Source organism: Rhodanobacter sp. Root480 (assembly GCF_001426645.1).
GTDB lineage: Bacteria > Pseudomonadota > Gammaproteobacteria > Xanthomonadales > Rhodanobacteraceae > Rhodanobacter > Rhodanobacter ginsenosidimutans.
Window position 1 is genome coordinate 945,593 of record NZ_LMEX01000001.1, and the last position, 20,226, is coordinate 965,818.

Annotated in this window: 16 protein-coding genes; 5 read left to right on the forward strand and 11 right to left on the reverse strand. The window is 62.2% G+C overall.

The window, feature by feature from the left end; translation table 11 throughout:
- Positions 1–8 precede the first annotated feature (8 nt).
- Together ASD22_RS04500 and ASD22_RS04505 are read right to left on the reverse strand one after the other, a co-directional pair.
- The gene (locus ASD22_RS04500; protein WP_056079444.1) at positions 9–1,256 is read right to left on the reverse strand and encodes a HipA domain-containing protein; all 1,248 of its coding nucleotides are present in this window, start codon (positions 1,254–1,256) and stop codon (positions 9–11) included.
- Positions 1,253–1,639 carry a helix-turn-helix transcriptional regulator gene (locus tag ASD22_RS04505; protein ID WP_343123420.1) on the reverse strand — a complete coding sequence of 129 codons (387 nt, stop codon included), beginning with the start codon at positions 1,637–1,639 and terminating at the stop codon, positions 1,253–1,255. The genes ASD22_RS04500 and ASD22_RS04505 overlap by 4 nt, the downstream gene beginning before the upstream one ends.
- A gap of 268 nt (positions 1,640–1,907) precedes the next feature.
- Here ASD22_RS04505 and ubiM point away from each other — a divergent pair, with 268 nt between their 5' ends.
- Positions 1,908–3,125, forward strand: coding sequence for a 5-demethoxyubiquinol-8 5-hydroxylase UbiM (gene ubiM, locus ASD22_RS04510; protein ID WP_056079449.1), 1,218 nt, complete (start codon positions 1,908–1,910; stop codon positions 3,123–3,125).
- Positions 3,126–3,591: 466 nt separating this feature from the next.
- Here ubiM and ASD22_RS04515 read toward each other — a convergent pair whose 3' ends face one another.
- On the reverse strand, positions 3,592–4,443 hold the full coding sequence (locus ASD22_RS04515; RefSeq protein WP_056079452.1) for a MipA/OmpV family protein: 852 nt from the start codon (positions 4,441–4,443) through the stop codon (positions 3,592–3,594).
- 137 nt (positions 4,444–4,580) lie between these two features.
- On the opposite strand from ASD22_RS04515, the gene ASD22_RS04520 reads away from it, so the two are divergent.
- Entirely contained in the window at positions 4,581–5,336 is a 756-nt protein-coding gene (locus tag ASD22_RS04520) for a response regulator (protein ID WP_056079454.1), read from the forward strand.
- Entirely contained in the window at positions 5,333–6,838 is a 1,506-nt protein-coding gene (locus ASD22_RS04525) for an ATP-binding protein (RefSeq protein ID WP_082520117.1), read from the forward strand. Before ASD22_RS04520 ends, ASD22_RS04525 begins: the two co-directional genes overlap by 4 nt.
- Positions 6,839–6,894: 56 nt before the next feature.
- Here the strand turns inward: ASD22_RS04525 and ASD22_RS04530 are convergent, their stop codons facing one another.
- From ASD22_RS04530 to ASD22_RS04565, 8 genes are all read right to left on the reverse strand, one after another.
- Positions 6,895–7,752, reverse strand: a complete 858-nt coding sequence (locus ASD22_RS04530) for a hypothetical protein (RefSeq protein ID WP_056079460.1) — start codon at positions 7,750–7,752, stop codon at positions 6,895–6,897.
- Between the two features lie 332 nt (positions 7,753–8,084).
- Positions 8,085–8,876, reverse strand: coding sequence for a CPBP family intramembrane glutamic endopeptidase (locus tag ASD22_RS04535; RefSeq protein ID WP_056080961.1), 792 nt, complete (start codon positions 8,874–8,876; stop codon positions 8,085–8,087).
- Positions 8,877–9,005: 129 nt separating this feature from the next.
- Complete coding sequence (locus tag ASD22_RS04540; protein WP_056079463.1) at positions 9,006–9,722, reverse strand: SprT family zinc-dependent metalloprotease; 717 nt, start codon at positions 9,720–9,722, stop codon at positions 9,006–9,008.
- A complete protein-coding gene (locus tag ASD22_RS04545) occupies positions 9,722–12,868 on the reverse strand; it encodes an HsdR family type I site-specific deoxyribonuclease (protein WP_056079465.1) in 3,147 nt (1,048 codons plus the stop codon). The genes ASD22_RS04540 and ASD22_RS04545 overlap by 1 nt, the downstream gene beginning before the upstream one ends.
- A gap of 11 nt (positions 12,869–12,879) precedes the next feature.
- A complete protein-coding gene (locus ASD22_RS04550; protein ID WP_056079468.1) occupies positions 12,880–14,055 on the reverse strand; it encodes a Fic family protein in 1,176 nt (391 codons plus the stop codon).
- Positions 14,056–14,278: 223 nt separating this feature from the next.
- Complete coding sequence (locus ASD22_RS04555; protein ID WP_082520118.1) at positions 14,279–16,219, reverse strand: restriction endonuclease subunit S; 1,941 nt, start codon at positions 16,217–16,219, stop codon at positions 14,279–14,281.
- Positions 16,210–18,624 carry a type I restriction-modification system subunit M gene (locus ASD22_RS04560; RefSeq protein WP_056079474.1) on the reverse strand — a complete coding sequence of 805 codons (2,415 nt, stop codon included), beginning with the start codon at positions 18,622–18,624 and terminating at the stop codon, positions 16,210–16,212. Before ASD22_RS04560 ends, ASD22_RS04555 begins: the two co-directional genes overlap by 10 nt.
- Positions 18,625–18,803: 179 nt before the next feature.
- Complete coding sequence (locus tag ASD22_RS04565; protein ID WP_056079477.1) at positions 18,804–19,439, reverse strand: HD domain-containing protein; 636 nt, start codon at positions 19,437–19,439, stop codon at positions 18,804–18,806.
- Positions 19,440–19,624: 185 nt separating this feature from the next.
- Here ASD22_RS04565 and ASD22_RS04570 point away from each other — a divergent pair, with 185 nt between their 5' ends.
- The gene (locus ASD22_RS04570; protein ID WP_056079480.1) at positions 19,625–19,882 is read left to right on the forward strand and encodes a hypothetical protein; all 258 of its coding nucleotides are present in this window, start codon (positions 19,625–19,627) and stop codon (positions 19,880–19,882) included.
- On the forward strand, positions 19,879–20,154 hold the full coding sequence (locus tag ASD22_RS04575; RefSeq protein WP_056079484.1) for a plasmid stabilization protein: 276 nt from the start codon (positions 19,879–19,881) through the stop codon (positions 20,152–20,154). Before ASD22_RS04570 ends, ASD22_RS04575 begins: the two co-directional genes overlap by 4 nt.
- The last annotated feature ends 72 nt before the right edge of the window (positions 20,155–20,226 follow it).

The following is a 20,226-nucleotide window of genomic DNA, read 5'->3' on the forward strand; positions in this document are numbered from 1 at the left end:
CTATCACCTCACCGCTCCGCATCGATAACCTGACGCATCAACGCGATCTCGCCCTTGCGCAAACCCAGGGCCTTGGCCCGCGTTTCCCAACCGCGCACCACGTCACGCACTTGCCGCGCAATCGCTTCCGCCGCGCCGGGTCGCAGACGGTAGAACTCGGCACTGGCCAGCAGCAAGCTCGCATCAGGTGACGCATCGCTACCGTCGATGCTCAGCACGTGCACGCCCCGGTCGGCGTTGGGGTTGACGTCGAAGGCGGGCGAAAGCACCCAGCCGTTTCCGTCGCGCAAGAAGCCGTGATTGCGCAGATGGTCGTCGCGGTTGCCGATGAGGATGTTGAACAGTACCCGGCGAAACAACTGCGCAAGCTGGTCGGCGATCCGAGTGCTGGAGCCCTCGCGTTCGATCACCTCGACGATGTCCAGATAGCTCGCACCATCGCTGTCGCCGCGCGCCAGGCGCGTCATCGCCGAGCTGTAGAGGCGACGCGAACCGGGCGTGCGGTCAAAGCGCTGGACGGCGAAGGTGTGACCCCGGCCGGACAACTTCAGCGCGCGTGCGGGTGGCATCTCGATGCCGGCGTCGCACGCCAGCTGCCAGGTGAGGTACTCCCAGTGACCCACGTCGCGGCGGTCGTCCATCGCCGGAAATTTGGCCAGCCACAGGCTGCCATCGGTATCGCGGAAGCTGGCCTTGGGCCGCGCGCCACCCAGCGATGCGCCCGGTGCGATGAGTTGCCTGATCCACTTGTCGACCTGCTCGTCATCGCCGCTTTCGACCCGCCCGGCGGCGGCTTCCAACTTGCGCAGCGCCGTGATCGGCGGCGCGCTCGGGTCGCGTGCGTCGACATGCTCGCCACTGATCGGGTCGCGCAGGCGCAACGCTCCCATACGCGATTCATCGTTGACCCCAAGCAGGAAATCCCAACCGCGCAGCAGCCGCAACGGGCGCCCTTGCTCGCGCGACTCGATCGCTTCGCGCCGCTCCACCAACAGCTTGCCCCAGCGATCCGGCGAGGCATCCTGGAAACAGCCGGAGAGCTGGTCGGCGCCGGCATGCGCATACAACGCGCCACCGGCAAGCGGCAGTTCGTGGTCCAGCGCAAAGCTGGCGTACGGCGTGGTCTGGCTCAACCACGCGTCCGCGTAATCGAAACGTACGGTGTCGCCGGTTTTGCTGGCGCTACGAGTGAGCTGCCCCACCCGGACAGGCAGGCCCAGGCTGTCATCGTCGAGCCACACCTCGACCTCGTTCATTCCGGCTTCCCGCTGCGCGCCGCCACGCGTGGCGACTTGGGCGACGGGCGCTTCAATGCGTTGTCCTGCAGGTCGCGGCCCAGGGTGTCCTGCGCGGCGAGCAAATCGATATCCGCCGCCATGCCCAGCACCGTGAGTACCCGCAACATCGTGGCCAGGCTGGTGCTCGGGTCGCCCGCCTCCAGCTTGCCCAGGGTCGGCACGCTGATACCCACCCGTTCGGCAAGCATCGGCTGAGTCATCCTGCGGCGCAGCCGCGCCGCGCGCAGGCGCTTACCCAACGCCACAACCTGCCGGCGTGCTTGCGGATGAGTTGGCGGCGTACGCTTTGACATGCCAATTAAATTATATTTCACCCACATTAGATGCAAGCTAATTTGCATTTCTTATGTGACCATTCGAGGCATGCGCAATGAGCCAAGCGCGTGATGCCTGCTGCCGGTTGCGCTTGTTCGTGCCAGACGCACGCACCAACAACCACCGCGAACAGGTTGCATGATCGCGAAGCCACACGTACTCCGAGCCGATGGAGGCAAGCCGCGCAGACTGCGGCAATTGAAACAAGCCACCTCGCCGCTCCCCTGACCAGGGTCAACACATGCGGGCGTGGCAAACGGTAGCTTGCAGCGACTCAATCGGAGCACCCTGCCCATGTCGTTCGATATCGTGATCATCGGCGCCGGCCCTGCCGGACTGTGTTTCGCCCGCTCGCTGGCGGGCAGTGGCTTGCGCATCGCGCTGGTCGAGCGGCAGCCGGAGGCGGCACTGGTCGCACCGGCCGACGACGGCCGTGAAATCGCGATCACCCATCACTCGCAGCGCCTGATGCGCGAGTTGGGCCTGTGGGCACGGCTGCACGACAACGAGATCGGCACCTTGCGCGACGCCATGGTGATCGATGGCGACGACCACGACGGTTTGATGTTCCGCCACGACGAGACCGGCAAATCACAGTTGGGTTGGCTGCTGTCCAATCACGCGATCCGCCGCGCGGCGTATGCCGAAGTGATGGAGCAGCCCGAGTCCGAGCGCATCACCGGCGTGCAGGTAACCGCCGTGCGCACCGCCAGCGACGGCGCCCAGGTCGAGTTGAATACCGGCGACATCCTGCACACCCAACTCGTGGTCGCCGCGGACAGCCGCTTCTCCGAAACCCGCCGCGCCATGGGTATCCCGGCAAGCATGCACGACTTCGGCAAAACCATGCTGGTGCTGCGCATGCAACACGACGTGGCGCACGACCAGGTGGCGTGGGAATGGTTCGGTGTCGGCCAGACCCTGGCCCTGCTGCCGCTGCACGATCCCCACACCTCCTCGGTGGTGCTGACCCTGCCGCCGCAGGAAATGCAGGCCCTGCTGGCACTGGACGACACAGCGCTGGAAACGGCGATGGCCTCCCGCTTCCAGCAACGCCTGGGCGCCATGCGTATAGCCGGCCCGCGTTGCAGCTACCCACTCGTCGGCGTGTACGCCAAACGCTTCGTGGCCGGACGCTTCGCCCTGATCGGCGACGCCGCCGTCGGCATGCACCCCGTCACCGCCCACGGCTTCAACTTCGGCCTGCTCGGCCAGGCCACCCTGGCACGCGAACTGCGCGCCGCCGTTGCCGCCGGGCAACCGATCCACAGCCGCGAACTCCTGCGCCGCTACGAACGCAAACACCGCCTGGCCACCCACCCGTTGTATCTGGCCACGCAGATGCTGGCCGGTTTGTACACCGACGACCGACGGCCGGCGCGGGTGGCGCGCAAGCTGGCATTGCGGGTGGGTGCGCGGTTGCGGCCGTTCCAGATGGCGGTGATGGCGGGGCTGACGGCCGACGCCGGGTCGGACATGCGCTCCGCTGCTTTTCAGCTTGGCCGTCCATAGCGATCAATCACGCTAGCGAAGCGACCTGTCGGTAGAAATTTTTCCCGACATCTTTATCTCGGCTTGGTGCGTTTCCTCGTCGAGGTCACTGACGCGTGGGCTGTCGTCGTTCTCCCTGGATACGGGGTGCGCCAGCAGCCTCTTCACCGTCGTTCGATCACGCCCTCGCCTTCGAGCATGGCGCGCAGAGGCGCGGAACGTACGGCAAAGAGATCGAAGAATCCTACAGACGCAAGCCGTCGCGCATCGCGCAGGATGCGTTCCTCGCACACCCTGCGGGCCGGTTCCGTAGCCCCACTGTCGAGTGTCAGTCTTGCCAACAGCATGAAAGACGCCAGGTCGTTCCATCCAGCAACGGGACTTTGCGATAGCGGCGTGCGAGATGGTTTGCCGAGGCTTCCGTACAACCCTTTCAGGCGCCGCACCCAGCCGGGGCGTCCGATATCTCCGCGCTTATGGCCCGGCATCAGAATCGATACCCCAGAAACACACCAGTGTAGAACTGGTTCGTCCTGCCGTAGCCGGTGACGATGGGACTGTTCTTGGCGTCGCCGGCCAGTCGCTCGTACTTGGCCAGGCCAATAATCGTCCAGCGCTTGCCGAAAGCGTAGTTCAACGTCGTCGTTACGCCATAGCTGGTGATGCCGGCTTTGGGCTGATAGGCCTGCAACCCCGTGGCCAGCGACTGCGCGTCCGAGACACCGAAATAGGTACGCGTACGGGTCGCGTCCGCCCACTGGGTGCTTGCCTGTGCCGTCCAGCGAAGATTCGGCGTAAAGCTCGTGGTATAGCCAAATCCGAACTGGACCGCGGTACCGCTGCTGCGCGTGTTCTTTTCACCCTGCTCCTTTCTGAGGACAGCACCGCGGGTGGCAGCAAGTTCGGCGAACCATGACTTCCCCCGATAGCTGCCGAACACGCCCGCATCGATGCCGCCACTGGTCTTGCCCAGGCCGTGCAATGCGCGATCGTCCGACTCATCCCACTGGGCTTCCGGCGTAAAGCGTGTCACCACGCCCAGCCGAAAGCGATCGTCCTCGCCGAAATGAAACAGGTTCACGCCGATGGCGGGGCCACGCACGAAAAAACGGTCGCGATAGTTGATCGAAAGATAGGGCGCGGGTCGAAGCTCGCTTTTGGCTGCGCCGGGGAAGATCGGCGTGCGCAGGACACCGATGCCGGCCACCACTTTCCAGTCGCTTTCCTGCGTAGCCTGTGAGGCGGACTGGGCGAAGGCCGGGGTGGTCATCATCAGCATCGCCACCCCCGTTGCACATGTCTTGGGGGTCGCGCGCAGGAACAAGGTCATCAGCTTCATCACGGGCAGGCATCCTGGGGGTGGGGAGCCGTGAACTCTAAGAGGCTGCCGGCCATGGGCGATTGCACCGGTCTTGCAGATCGTTTCAATTTGTTTCAGCCGAACCGCAGGCCGCTGGACTGCGTTATCGTCCGGCCATGAAATCCAGTGCCTCCTCCCCTCATCAACCACACGTGCTGATCGTCGACGACGACCAGCGGATACGTGCCATGCTGGCCCGCTTCCTCACTGACCACGGCATGTACGTCACAGCGGCAGGCGACGGGGTTCAGATGCTCGATGCCATGCGCCGCGAGCCTGCCGACCTCATCGTGCTGGACGTGATGCTGCCTGGCGAGAGCGGCTTGTCCCTTTGCCGGCAATTGCAGGATGCGGAGCGGCCCGTTCCGGTCATCCTGCTGACGGCCATGGACGGTGAGGCCGATCGCGTGGTCGGCCTGGAACTGGGCGCCGACGACTACATCGTCAAGCCCTTCAATCCTAGTGAACTGATGGCCCGCATCCGCGCGGTGTTGCGTCGGACCTACGTCAAGCCGGATCAGGCACAGAGCAAGCGGCCGGTCTATCGATTCGCCGACTGGACACTCAATGTCAGTCATCGCAGCCTGACTTCGCCCACCGGCATGCTTACCGATCTGACCAGCGGTGAATTCGATCTCCTGCTGGCCTTCGTGGAACATCCGCAACAAGTACTGAGTCGCGATCGGCTGATGGACCTGGCGCGAGGACGCAACAGCAATCCGTTCGACCGCAGCATCGATGTGCAAATCAGCCGGCTGCGGCGCAAGGTCGAAACCCACCCGCTTGACCCGGCACTGATCAAGACAGTGCGCAACGGCGGCTATTTCTTCGCTGCCGACGTCTGCACCGAAGATAGCCGTCAGACAGCATGAGATTTCGCTGGCATCACCGATTCGGGCTGACGTCGCGCATCGTGATCGTGATCCTGCTGTCGCAGGTGTCGATCGAATTGTTCCAGAACATGCTGAAGCGACTGGTGCCGCCACCGAGCTTCATTCTCATCGACCAGCAGTGGTTATCCGAGCGCACGGCAGAGGCCATTCGTGTGGCGCGCGACACACCGGCTGAAAAACAGCAGGAAAAGCTCGATGCGCTCGCCTCTGCAGGGTGGTTGAGTTTTCATATCGAGCCGGGCGATTCGAAAGCAGACACCAGCGCGCCCAGGCCTGCCGGCGGAGTGCTCCCGCCGACCCGCCACCATGTCCCCGCGCCGATGCCTGGAAAGTCATCCAGTCTGCTGACGTCGGTTGTCCGGGATATCGCGCAGAAAATCGATGTCGATCCGGCCAGGATCCAGGCCAGCGCGGAAACCACATCCACCGATATCGACCTTGAGACCGGCACCCTGGTCGTGCTGGCTGCCAGCCTGCCGACGCGCCTGGTCGACGTTGCGCGCAATCGCATGCAATCGGACATTGCGGTGTTGCGCAGCTTCCGCATCGCGATCGATATGGGCAACTCGCGCTGGCTGGTGGTTTCGCAGCATCTGGATGAGAAAGAGGCCACACGCCGCTTCAGGAACATCGCGATCATCATCGTCACGCTGTTGTTTATCGGCGGTCTGTCGTTCTGGCTGGCACGCCGGCTGGTTCAGCCATTGAAGCGGTTGACCGAGGCCGCCGAACGCCTGGGGAGGGAGCGCAAGCCCACCTTTATCGCCGAGATAGCCATCCCCGAATACGCCGCGATTGCACGGACTTTCAACGAAATGCAGCTGCGCCTGAAGCAGTTTGTCGACGAGCGTACCCACATGCTGGCGGCCATCGCGCACGACCTGCGCACGCCGCTCACGCGGCTGCGCCTGTTTGCCGAATACGTTGACGACCAGACGCAGCAGCGGCAACTTCTTTCCGACATCGCCGAGATGGACGCGATGATCAACAGCACCCTGGCATTCGCCGGTGGCGAAGCCAAGTCCGAGGCACACAGCCGGGTGGATATGGCGGCATTGCTGATCAGCCTGTGCGACAACGCATGCGACGCCGGGGGATGGGTCGACTATCTTGGGCCTGACCACGCACAGCTTCCCTGCCAACCGGTAGCCATGCGCCGGGCGCTGGCCAATCTCATCGAGAACGGCTGCAAGTACGCCGGGCATGTCACGGTCGAACTGGATGACAAAGCCGATTCCATCGTCATCGCCGTCATCGACGATGGACCGGGCATCGCGCCCGAACAGATCGAGCGCGCCTTTGCCCCGTTCCAGCGCCTGGAGGGATCGCGCAACCGTACGACCGGCGGCACCGGCCTCGGCCTGGCGATCGCGCGCGACGTCATCCATGGCCATGGCGGCAACATCCACCTGTTGCCGGTCGAGCCGCATGGTTTGCTTGTGCGAGTAGTTCTACCCAAGCCGGCTACACCGCTGACATGAATCTGGTCGCGAACCCGATGCCTGATGCGTTACCAAACGCGAGCCGCGCCCGCTTCTCAGTGATCGCTTTCAGGAACCACCGAGCCCGCTGGCGACGCGGCACTGCTCGCGCTGGCGAGCTTCTCGGAGCGGGTGTCCCCGGAAGCGTACTGCCCGACCTGCAGGGTGAACTGTGCTTTTTGGCCTGATGCCACCGCCGCAGGATCAACGTACACCTGAATCCTGTAAGTCGTCGCAGCCCCAACGGACTGCGACCACGTCTTGGCCCCGGACGTCGCCGTGTCGACCAGCGGCTTGCCATGCGTCTGGTCATCCACCTTGAAGTGCACCTGGGCGTTGCTGGAGATGAGATTGACCTTGACGGTCATGTCAGCCGCGATGGCCACGCTGAAGTTGTGCGACGTAGCGTCGGCCCCCAGGACCCAGCTTTGCACCGCCCATGGTTTGTTGGGCTCGAACGTCACGGCAGTCGTCGGCGCCTGAAAGTCTTCGACACCGTATTGCCCGATTTGCAGCGCGTATTTCACGGTCTCACCGGTGGGCACCGCGGCAGGGTCGATATAAACCTGGATCGTATACGTCGTGTCCGTCGGGTTGACCGTTGTCCAGGTGGTTTCGCCAGTCTTCTGCGAATCCAGGACCGGTTTTCTGCGGTTCTGGTCCTTCACCTTGAGCTGCACGTTCGGGCTGCGGGTGAGGAGATTGAGTTTGAACGTCTTGCCCGCCACACCGGCGACCGTGTAATCGACCGACTTGTTGGAACGGTCAAGACTGCCGATTTCCTGAGCCCACACACTGTTTGGCGCAAAGGTCACGGCAACCGGCGTGTCGGCGGATACAGGCAGCGATACGCAGGCAACCGCCACTCCCAGACCCGCGCCGAACGCGCCGCGGAGAAAATCGAAACGTGACATGTGTGGAACCCTCGCATGGTTTGGAATTCGCCGGGGATGCTTCGATGATTCCATCGCGCTGCATCGTGGCACGCGCATCGGCGCAGCGTTCCAGTGCATGGGCGGCGCCTCACCCCTGAGTCGGTGCCGTCCACGAACGATACGCCTGATTCGCGTGGCTCGCGATACTGTCCTCGACAGCTTTTCTCCGGAAGGCGGGGCGCGGCTGCCACCGTTCGGGATGGCAGTGATGGCCGGGCTTACGGCGGATGGTGGCACGGGGGTGCGGGCATCCGCTTTTGGGTCGGGCATTCGGAGCGGGTGGTTGCGGAGGCGGAATGAAGAAATCCGCTTCAACAGGTTGAAGAATCGGGAACTCCAACCCTTCGCACCTCGAACCGTCGAAGCACCAACACCACCAGCGGAAACATCAGTGCGGTAACAGCCAGGCCCGCATATTCAAAACGCGCGCCTTCGACCACATGCTCAAGGCGAACCACGCCCTGCCCGTCGAAGCCGGCCATGACGCGAAAGCACATGTTGCCGCCCCAATGGATGCCGATGCTCATCCAGATCGCGCCCGTCTTGAGCACGGTGTAAGCCAGGGACACGCCGAGAACGGCGGAGAACAGCAGGTTGAACGGGTCGATCCCCTCGTTCCAGCTGTCGTCCAGCGCATACACCGCGGTGGTGATCAGCAGGTACCACGCCATCAGGTTGAAGCGGCGGCAAAAGGCCAGCCCGTAGCCGCGAATCATCAGGTCGTTGATCGCCGAGGCAAGCAACATCCCGACCAGCGCCTGCCCCAGCATCGGCAGGACAAAACTCCAGTCGCGCCAACCCACCACCTCGAACTTGCCCATGCCGAAGTACAGCAGGTTCTTCAGCGCCCAGACGCCAAAGCCGATGGCGAAGCCCAAGCCCAGCGAGGACAGCCAGCCGGGTGAACGACCCAGCCCCACCGTCTGCATCCTGACGATGCCCAGCCCGAAACGACAAAGCACGTACGCCAACAGGAAGAAGCCCGCCACGTACACCAGCCAGACCGGCAACGCGAAACCCACCACCCGCGGCACCAGGTTGACGTAGAGATCGAGCAGGATGAAAACCAGCAGCCAGGGCAAGACAGCGGCAAGACGATTCATGGGGGCGGGATTGGATTGATGGATGGTGGCCGTCATGAGGGCATAGCGACAATTCAGAAATCAGGTCAGCGACGACTTCTAAACCTCATCTTGAGAAAGTGCCCTTACCCCAATTTTCGAGAACCGGCTTCAGTAATCCCAGTGCTCGTTACGCACCGGCAACCGGTTCAGCATGTCGCGGCAATCACGCCAGTGCGGCATCCAACGATCCATCAGCGCCACGAAATGCGCGTTGTGGGTCGGTTCGCGCAGATGGACCAGTTCGTGCACCACGATGTATTCGAGGCATTCCGGAGGCTTCTTCGCCAGCTCGGTATTCAGCCGGATATTGCGTGCGGTGGTGTTGCAGCTGCCCCACTTCGTTTTCATGTGTTGCACGTAGAGGCGCTCGACACGCACGCCGATAATCGGTTCCCACTTGGCAAGCAGTGCCGGTACGGCCTGCTTCAGCTGGGCGCGATACCAGTCGGCCAGCACGGCTTCGCGTTTCGCCACATCGGCCCCGCGGCGAACCTGCAGTTTGAGGTGTCGATGGGTCAGCTCGATCGAAGGCGCGGCGTCACGCTCGACGATGCGTAGCAGGTAGCGCCGACCCCATACGTAATGGCTTTCGCGTTCCAGGTATTCGCGCGGCGTTTCACGCATCTGTTCACGCAGCTTCTTCTGCTGCTGCCTGATCCAGGCCAGTTTGTTGATGGCGAACAGGCGGATGGCGTCCAGCTCCATCCATGCGGGCGCGGCAATGCGTACCTTGCCGGTGGGCGGATAGACACCAAGATGGATGTTCTTGATGTCCTTGCGCACCACATCCACGCTGATGCTGCCCAGATCAAGCCGCGTGACCATCAGTATTCCGGCTGTTGCTTGATGATCTCGAAGATGCGCTCCACCTCGGCCACGTCCTTGAGCAAGGGCATCAACGCCTCGCGCTTGATGTGGTTCTCGCGGGCGGCGTTGCCGCGCCAGCTGGCGTGTCGCTCACGCTTGACGGCGTCATCGATATCCAGCGCCAGCTTCAACTTCGGATCCGGCAGTGGCAACGGGCCGGCCTCGTCCTGCAGGTTCACCGTGGTCCGCGGCGGCGGCACCACCAGATTGTCGTAGATCGCCCGCAGCCCGGCGCTGCGCTTCAACGGCTCGGGTGTGGTGTCTTCATGGCCAGCCTGCACCCTGCCCACGAGGTCGGCGATCTTCTTCAGATACTCCTCGTACTTGTCCGCCTGTTCCTTGCGGAACTTGATCACCTCGTCCAGCAGCGCCGACATACGAGCGTAGTAGGCGGGGTTGTTCAGATGCTCCTGGATGATCTTGCTGCGCACGTTGTTCTCGATCGTCTCGGCAATCGCATCCTTGCTGCCCTTGATGCCGTCGGGCAGTTGACTGATGGCATCAGCCATGCCGCTGCGGGCGATCAGTTCCAGCAGGCCGATATCGTCGAACGGGGAAATTTTTCGCGGTGCCTTCGCCTCGATGTAGGTGTCGATAAGGTGGCGCATGTCCGCCTCGTACGGTTTCAGGTCCAGCGTTTCGCCGCTGGCCCGGCGAATCACTTCGCGCAGGTCCGTGTAACGCCTGACATCACCCTTGATTCGCGCAACGTCGATGCCGCTGTAGCCTGCGCCCGCCAGGTCATCGGCGAGGTTGCCGTAGGCGCGCAGCAAGGCCACGGCGGCCTTGTACAGTGCCACGCGGCGCGGCTCACGCTCCTTGAGGTGGCTGGCAATCTCGGTGTTGCCGCAGAAATAGCGGATGTAGTCCCGCTCGGCCTTGGGCGGCTCGACCGGTTCGCACAGCAGCACCAGCGCCTCCAGTGCATCGTCCAGCCGTTCGCGGCCCTTCTCCAGCCGGTCCTGCATCATCACCGCGGGATCGACGTCGTCGTCGCTGTGATCCAGCTCGGAGGAATACACCTGCAGGGCGCCGGTACCCTTTTCGTTCACCAGTTTCTTGAACAGATCCTTGTAGTCGACGATGTAGCCAAAATCCTTGTCGTCGCCGTCCAGCCGATTGGTGCGGCAGATCGCCTGGAACAGGCCGTGATCCTGCATCGCCTTGTCGATGTACAGATAGGTGCACGGCGGCGCATCGAAGCCGGTCAGCAGCTTGTCCACCACGATCAGCAAGCGCATGTGCGCCGGCTCCTCGACGAATAGCTTCTTGGCCCAGTCCTCGTAGGCTTCGGTCTTGCTCTTGCCCGGCAGGGGCTGCACAGGTTCCAGCAAGTCGATGTAGGTGTTGTAGATGAACTGCTTGTCGGTATCCGTATTGGCGCCGGTCTCCTCCAGCGTCACGTCCCGCGCTTGCGGGTTGTAGGAGGTCACCACTGCGCAGCGGCCCTTGAGCGGAGTCTTCTGGAACAAACTGAAGTAACGGCAGGCATCGAGAATGCTGCGCGCCACCAGGATCGCGTTGCCGCGCTCGCTGGACAGTCGCGGCTTCACGCTGAAGTCGAACACCACGTCCTCGACCACCCGCTCCATTCGCGAACGCGAACTCAGCACGCGTTGCAGCGTGCCCCAGGTCTTCTTCAGCTCGTCCTTCTGCCAGTCATTGAGGCCTTTCGTCTTGGCCTCGAACCACTGGTCGATGCGCTCGGGCGAACCAAGCTGCTGGTCGATGTCGCGAGCCTCGTAGACCAGGTCCAGCACCACCTCGTCCGCCACCGCCTCGCTGAACTTGTAGGTGTGGATGTAGCCACCGAACACTTCCAGGCTGGTCGCCTTGTCCTCCTTCAGCAAGGGCGTGCCGGTAAAGCCGATGAACACCGCGCTGGGCATCAGGGCCTTCATTACCTTGTGCAACCGACCGCTCTGCGTGCGATGGCACTCGTCGACAAACACGAACAGCTCGCCCACCGTCGGGCTGGGCTGCGACTGCAGTTCTTGCAGAAAGGCCTCGAACTCCTTGTCCTTCTTGCCGCGCGCCCCCAGCCCGAACTTGTGCACCAGCGAACACAGCAGCCGGGGCGACGTCTGACCCAGCTGGCGCATCAGGTCGCGGCCACTGTGGGTGCGGTAAATTTTCTCGCCGGCATCGCCGAACACCCGCTCGATCTGCTTGTCCAGCTCGTCGCGGTCGGTGATCACCACCACCCGGGCGTACGGGTTGTCCTGCAGCAGCCAGCGGGCCAGCAGCACCATCACGATGCTCTTGCCGCTGCCCTGGGTGTGCCAGATGATGCCGCCCTTAAGCTCATGGGCATGCTGCTGCGCTGCCTTGATGCCGAAGTACTGGTGCACCCGCGGCACCTTCTTGATGCCGCCATCGAACAGCACGAAATCACGCATCAGCTCGATCAGCCGACCCTTGATGCACATCTTCAGCAGGTACTTGTCCAGCTTGTATCGGCTGTCGTCAGCATCGTCTTCCTTCCATTTCAGGAAGAACTTCTCCGGCGTGGCGATGGTGCCGTATTGCAGGCCTTCTGAATCGCTGCCGGCAAACACCAACTGCACCGTGCTGAAGAACCACGCGTTGAACGCCGGCTGCTGATTGGACAGCAGCTGGCGGATGCCATCGCCGATGCTGACCCGGCTGTTCTTCAGCTCGATCACCGCCACGGCGATGCCGTTGACGTAGAGCACCAGATCGGGCCGCCGTTCGAAACCGCCGCGCAACGTGACTTCCTCGGCGATGGCAAAGTCGTTGGCCGCGGCGTCGCCCCAGTCGATGAACTGGACAGTCTCGTGCGGGCGCCCAGCCTGGGTCTGCACCGGCACGCCGTAGCGCAGCAACTGGTACACCGCGTGGTTGTTCTCGTACAGCGTGCGCGTAGGGTTGTCGGCTTCGGTGTGCAGTTTGTGCAGGGCAATGCTGATCTGCGCCGGGTTGTGGCCCCGGAGGGTCAGCCAGTCCGTCAGCAAACCATCCTCGACTTGGCGGTTGTTCTCGCGGTCGCCCCAGTCACCGAGATAGTCGTAACCCAGCTCGTCGCGGAACAGCGCGATCACGCGACGCTGCGTCGCCCGCTCCGGCTTGCTGATGTCGTCCATGCTGCCCCCTGTCAAACGTTTTTCGCAGGCACCGGTGGCGCACTGACGCTGGCCGGAACGAAACCTGATGCTGTCAGCGCCTGAATCACTCCGCGCAACAGGTAGTTGTTCATGAAGCCCAATACGTACTGCCGCGCACCCGGCTGCACCGGCTGCAGCATGCCGCCCTGGACCATCTTTCGGATCTGGTAGGTGCGCTGGGCAGCGTTGAGCCGTGGCATCGCCTCGGAAAGATCGGCCGCTTTCACCACCCCCTTGCGGGCAGTCAGTGCGAGCACCGCCTCTTCCTGGGCGGTGATCCACTGCCGTTCGCGTGCAAGGTTCAGCGCAGGCAACAGGATCTCGCGGGTCAGATAGGCGTAGTCGGCAAGGTTGTCCACCTTGCGCAACTCCTCCAGCACACCGGACAGCACATAGGTGCACCAGTCCTCCAGCCCCTCGTCGGAGCCTTCGTCGGCACGCGCCAGCATTGTGTAATAGCGCTCGCGATCAGTGCAGAACACTGCGGCTGGATTCAGCACGCGGCCACCGGTCTGCACCCGGAAACCATACTTGATCAGCAACGCATAAGTGAGCAGCCGCACTACCCGGCCGTTGCCGTTGCTGAAGGGATGGACCCAGGTAAATCGGTGATGGGCCAGTGCCACCTTCATCAGACCGTACTTCGGCGGATCATCGCGGTTGATGAAGTCCACCAGCTCCTGCATGTAGGCAGGTACGTTGATGGCCTCGGGAGGATGATGATCCGCCTGAGCAATCTTCACTCCGCCGGTGCGCCAGGCACCCGGTGTGCGGTCACCTTCGCGCAGCAGACCTTCCACGGTCATGCTGTGCAACTGGCGAATGAAATGCTCGCTGATGACGGCGTCCGGCGCGATGGCCTGCTCCACCTCGCGCATCGCCTCTTCGATGTTGCCGATCTCGTGGGCCTCGTCATCGCCATTCCCGGCACCCGTCACCTTGCGCTCGACATAGTCGGCCAGCGTGGTGTGGTTGCCCTCGATCCGCGCTGACGCCAGGCTCTCCAGCAGGTGGAACACCGCCTTCAGTTGCATGAACACGGGCACCGGCGTGGTGCCCCGCAACTCCAGCCGGCGCAGATGCTCCAGCTCCGTCAGCACATCCAGCAAGGGCGAGCTGAACGAGGGATTCAGCAAACGGAGATCGTGGTGAACAAAGCGAGCCATGCGCGGAGATATCCGTAAGTGCAGCTCAGAGGATCTTTAATTTACCGCACAGTAGCCAATAAAAACATGGGTTTATGAAACTTTAATCCAAGAACTATCTTTACCGGCACATTTCGTCAAGTGGAATCCTCAGCGACGCCAAGTGCAAAAGACGGACTCAGGGCACACCGACCAACACTTGGCGAAGTGCCCAGCCATCGTCAACATGATGAGGCACCCTCACCTATGACGCGAACAGGGCTTGGCATTCCGCCAAGGCGCCGGCGATGCCGGCGTCGGAAAAAGCCACTCGATCAAGCTTCGGTTTCCACTCCGGATGGTCGTGGATCAACTGCTTCACCGCCCCCGCACTGATCGACTTGCCTTCGCGCCGCAGGTCTTCCACGGCCATGTCCACGGTCGTCAACAACTCCAGCTCTTCCGTCTTCCGCATGTGGAACTGCTCAAGCCAGGCCATCACATCGGCGCCATACCACTTCTCGAAATAGGCCTCGGCCTCGGCGATATTTTCCGAAACCACGAATCCTTCGTATTTGCCGTTGTGGCGTGTCCGGACATAGCCCTTCTTCAGCGCGATGCCCTCCGGCCCCTTGTAGCGAATGCTGGGATCATACGGACCGGCAGCCTTCTTGAGAAAGCCGACAGCCTGCCCTTCGGCATGGCGATGCAGCAGATAGGCCAGCTTCGTGCGGCGCACACGAGCAAGCGGCCAGTCTTCAGAGCCGAAATGTCTGGTCAGCGCAGCGATCACTACCGCTTCATTGATCTGCGGATTGTGCTTTTTGGTCGTGGCAGCTTGGGATTCATTTTTCTTCGGCAGTGGGACGACCGACGATGCCGGCCGAACCAGGCGAATCCTTCCGGTCAGCAGCTCCTGCATCATGCCTTGCTTGAGCTGGTGGGTCTTGGCGAGGCGGGTTTCGAGTTCGGCGAGCTCGGTGTCCATGTCTGACAGCACAGTGGCGATGGCGGTTTGTTCTGCCTTCGTTGGCGGAGCCAGCACCTCGAACGAAGCGAGCTGTGTCTTGCCAATCTCCAGAAACGTGCTGCCGGCACATAGGCGTATGAAGCCCTCTGTCTGCATCAGCAACAGGTAGTACAAGAACTCCACATCAACCTCATCGAACGGAATGAAATTCTTGAAGCCTTGATTAGTCGCGACGGTAGTTACGTTGATCGCACATTCGCCGATTGTTGCGCGCGACGTCATCACGATTGAGTTCGCCGGTATCAGCTCGGCTGAACTGGATTGCAGGCCCTGCGCCGTGATCTTTCGGTTCGTGTCACTCAGGTACTTTTTACCCTTTAGGCCAGTGATATCCGTCGGCGTGCACCACAGAATATCGCCATCCCAAAATTGGGATTGAGTCGTGCTGGGCGTGCCGCCACCACGAATGCTCGAAAGGTCACCTAGCGAATTCGCCACCCAGTCACTGGCAAATCCCGGCAGGCGCTGCTTGCCGGTGAGCAAGGCCTGCATGGTGCCTTGCTTGATCTGGCGCTTCTTGGCGATGAGCTGTTCCAGCGATTCGATCAGCGCATCCGCATCGCTCAAGGCCTCGGCGATGGCTTGTTGCTCGGCTAGTGTCGGCGGAATTGGTACCTCGATCTGTCCTAACGTGCCGCGCGCAATACGTGAGCGTGTGGAACCACCACATCGATCACTGACCGCCGAAAACCATTGACTTGTACAAAAGTACTGCAGCAGGAAGTACTTATCTGCAATAGCCGGAACAGGCCGAAAAATTGTCACATCAACGGCAGTGATCGCACGCGCGTCATCTAGCGACGGGACGATACAAGCCCTGCCTGCTGGTTCAGCAAGTCTGCAAACAAGCAAATCGCCTTGGAGCACATCCTTACACCGGAGTTTCTCAAACGACGCTTCGGAAATGTACTTCTTCGTCTCCTTATCGACGAACCGGCCGATTCCGAGGTTTCCCGTTTGGATCAACCGAATACCCGCGGGAGCGAGAAATTCTGCCTCAATCCAGTCACCGTCATCGAAACGATCTTTGCTAGAACCAGCTAGTGAAAGCAAAGTAGCAAACTGCCAATCCTCAGGAATCAGCCCCACTTCCGTCTGTTTGTATCCAAGCGACACCGCACCGCCCGGCAGCTCAGTCAATCCCGAATAACTCGCACTGGCTTCCCTCACGTCCATGCAAAGCCCATCCGTTCCAGATGGCGATCCACCCTGGACTGCAGTTCGGCAACTCGATCCGCCAGCTGCGACAAATCCGTTTCGTACCGCTCAGCCAACTCCCGCACGCGCCGCGTCAGCCCCTGGCTGATCCGCTCCATCTCACCGTGTACGGCCGCATCCAGCGCATCCAGCCACTTGTCGTCCACCGCCAGCGTCTTGATCTCTGCCTCGGAAAGCTCTGGATACTTTGCATAGGCCGCCGCATCCAGCGCCGCTTCGGCCTCCTTGAGCTGCTTCTTCAACGCCGACTTCTCGCGATCCAGTTTCTGCCAGCGATTGAGTACGGCGATTTCGTCTTTCGCCTCGCGGTCGTCACCGATCTCGTCCAGCCGCTCTTTCACCGCCGCCTTGTTGATCTTGTCGAAGCCGGAGAACGCCGCGTCCTCGCCGCCCTGCTCCTCTTCCAGCTCGGTCAGCTGCGCCTCGGTGGCTTCGGCATCCGCAGCCAGCTGCTCGATGGCGGCCTGCTCGGCGGCGAAGTAGCGCGCCACAATCAGCGACTTCGGCAGCAGGTCGCAGGCCCAGCCCTTGATGACCTCCTTGATGACCTTGCCGTCCTTGTTCTTTTTCTGCTCGATCACGCGATAGGTGTTGGCCTTCCAGCCATCGGCGGCGATCAGGTACAGGTCGTCCTGCATCGTCTCGGCCCAGTAGTTCATCAGGTGCTGGTAGACGTCGTAGGCGTTGACCAGCGGCTGGCCGGTGTAGTGCGCCAGCAGGCTTTCGGACAAGCCGGCGATTACGTCCTTGGGATGGCACCCGGCAGCGAGCGCCTTGAGCGTGGCGGCGCTGCGCTGGCGCCAGCTGGCGAAGTACGCGTTCATGCCCTCGATGAAGGCGGCAAACTGCGGGTGTTCGTAGATGGTGGACTTGATCGCGGCCTTGTCCACCGCCAGGTCGACATAGCCGGCGCGGTTTGGCTGGAACAGCGCCTTGCGCAGATCCGGGCAGACCTGCCAGTAACGCTGCAGGGCGTCGACGTCGGCGACCGGGATGCCGCCCTTGAGGTGACCCTCGATGTCCTGCCGGTCTTCGGCCTGCTGGCTGTCGATGTAGCGCGGCAGGTTGAGGTTGTAGTCGTTCTTCTCGATCTCGTCGAACGGCACCATGCGCGAGTATTTGGGAATCTCCAGCCGGCGGTTGAACGCGTCGACGATGTGGTGCACGTCGCGCGAGCGCAGGCGGTTCTTCGGGCCGTCCTTCATGAAGCCGGCGCTGGCGTCGATCATGAAGATGCCCTTGCGGGCATGTGCGTCGCGCTTGTCGATCAACACGATGCAGGCCGGGATGCCGGTGCCGTAGAACAGGTTGGCCGGCAAGCCGATGATGCCCTTGATGTAGCCCTTGCGCACCAGGTTGCGGCGGATCACCGCCTCGGCATTGCCGCGGAACAGTACGCCGTGCGGCAGGATACACGCGCCCTGCCCGGTACTCTTGAGCGAACGCACGATGTGCAGCAGGTAGGCATAGTCGCCCTGCTTGGCCGGCGGCACGCCGAAGCCGGCGAAGCGCTCGTGCGAGTCGTGCTCCGGATCGAGGCCGGTGCTCCAGCGTTTGTCGGAGAACGGCGGATTGGCGACCACGTAATCGAACGTGCGCAGCACGCCCTTGTCCATGAACTTCGGGTCGGTGAGCGTATTGCCCTGCACGACATGCGCCTCGGCGTTGTCGTGCAGGATCATGTTCATGCGCGCCAGGCCGGCGGTGGTGGCGTCCTTTTCCTGACCGTAGATGGTCAGCTTGGTGCGCGCCTCGTCGGCCACCTTCAAAAGCAGCGATCCCGACCCACATGTCGGGTCATACACGGTGGTGGCGTTGCTGGTTTTCGCCGCGCGGATGCCCAGCACCTGCGCCATGATGCGGCTGACTTCGGCCGGCGTGTAGAACTGGCCCTTGCTCTTGCCGCTCTCGGTGGCGAAGTGGCGCATCAGGTATTCGTAGGCGTCGCCGAGGATGTCGTCGCCTTCGGCACGGTTCTTGGAGAAATCCAGTGCCTTGTTCTGGAAGATGCCGATCAGGTCGGTGAGCTTGTCGACCATCTCCTTGCCGCTGCCGAGCTTGCTGGCGTCGTTGAAGTCCGGCATCTCGGACAGCCGGTTGGCTTCCTTCAGCGGCGCGATGATCTTCTTGTTGATCTGGTCGCCGATGTCGCTCTTGCCCTTGAGCGCCACCATGTCCTTGAAGCTGGCGCCCGGCGGCACGGTAATCGGCGCAAACGGCACGCCCGCGTACTTGTCGCTGATGTACTTGATGAACAGCAGCACCAGCACGTAATCCTTGTACTGGCTGGCATCCATGCCGCCGCGCAAGGCGTCGCAACTGGCCCAAAGGGAGGAATAGAGCTCGGATTTCTTGATTGCCATCTTGATCCAGTGAAAGCAAAGTCGGGTCACATCCAGGCAGCAGCTGGCAGCAACGGCCCACCCGCAGGTGAGCGGTGCATATGACCGCTTAGTCTGTACCGTGCCAACACGCTTGGGCAAGCAAAAAAGACCCTGCCATGCAGAGCCTTCAGGCCAGTGCTACGGCAACGTGCTGGCGACTACCCCACAACGCTCTCAAGCGCCTTGCGCTCGCTTGCCCCGGCCAGTTCGTGCATCCAGTCCACCGTGCTGTCGAGCACCTTGGCGACCTTGACGCTGCGGGTGGAGAAGATCTCCGTCAGCGCCTGGTAATAGCCGAGCGTGCCGTCGCGGCCGCCGGTGAAGCGGTCGAATACGAGGGTGGCTATTTCAGGGTCTTCCAGGTCCTGCACGATGGCGCGGGCGTTGTGGAGTTTGTCGCAGGCGGAGACCAGCAGCGTGGCGTCTGGGGCTTGTTTCAAGTGCGCGAGGTAGGCGAGTTTGCGCTCAACCCAGTCGCGGTGTTTGGCTTCCGGATCGGTATGGCGGGCCTTGCCTTCGGCGGTGCCGTCGGTGCAATCCATGACGATGTTGGCAACGGTGTCGCCGAACTGCGCGCGGATCATGGCCTCCTGCCCCGCGCCGCAATCCTCGACCGTGTCATGCAGCAGGCCGGCGATGACCTGGTCTTCGTTGCCACCGAACTCGATCACCAGGCTGGCCACGCCGAGCAGGTGATAGAGATACGGAATGTTCGAACCCTTGCGGACCTGCGTGGCGTGGGCGATACGGGCGTAGTCGACGGCCTGGCTGACGCGGTCGGAGAGTGTGGTCACGGTGGATTCCCTGTTGGCTTCACTACGCCGACGATGACGCGGAAGTGTCGCACGGGGCGAGATTGCTGGCCGATGAGGTAATCCGACACAAGGCCTTGCTTGCAGACGGGAAGCGTACGTCCATACACACTTTTTATCGTACGATTGATGATACGATAGATCGAGTTGTACCAAGAGGAATTGCCATGAGTTCGATCAGTGCGAACCATCTGAAAACCCAGGGCGTGTCCGCGATTGCGGAAGCGCTGGCCGACGCGCCCGAGGCGATGGTGTCGGTGCGCGGCAAGGACCGTTTCGTGGTGATGAACATCGAGCATTACCACTACCTGCGCGAGTGTGAGTTGTCCGCGGCGCTGGCCGAGAGTCAGGCGGATATGGTTGCGGGCCGCTTTGTCACGGAGTCGGTCGACGCGCACATGAAGCGCCTGGCCAAACTGCCATGAGCTTCACGCTGGTCTTCACCGACCAGTACAACCGTCGCGCGGCGCGCTTTCTCAAGCGCCACCCGCAAGTGCGCGAGCAGTACCGCAAGACGCTGCTGTTGCTGATGGCCAATCCCCACCATCCGTCCCTGCGGTTGCATGCCCTGGGTGGAAAGCTGGAGGGGCTGCATTCGGTGTCGATCAACCTGTCCTACCGCATCACCTTGGAATTGATCATCCGCGACCAGCAGATCGTGCCGATCAATGTGGGGGATCATGATGCGGTGTATTGAGGTGGGGTTTGTGGCAGAGCGGATGATGTTGATGGTTCGGGCGTGGCCGCCGACGGCCCAGAGTGCCAGACG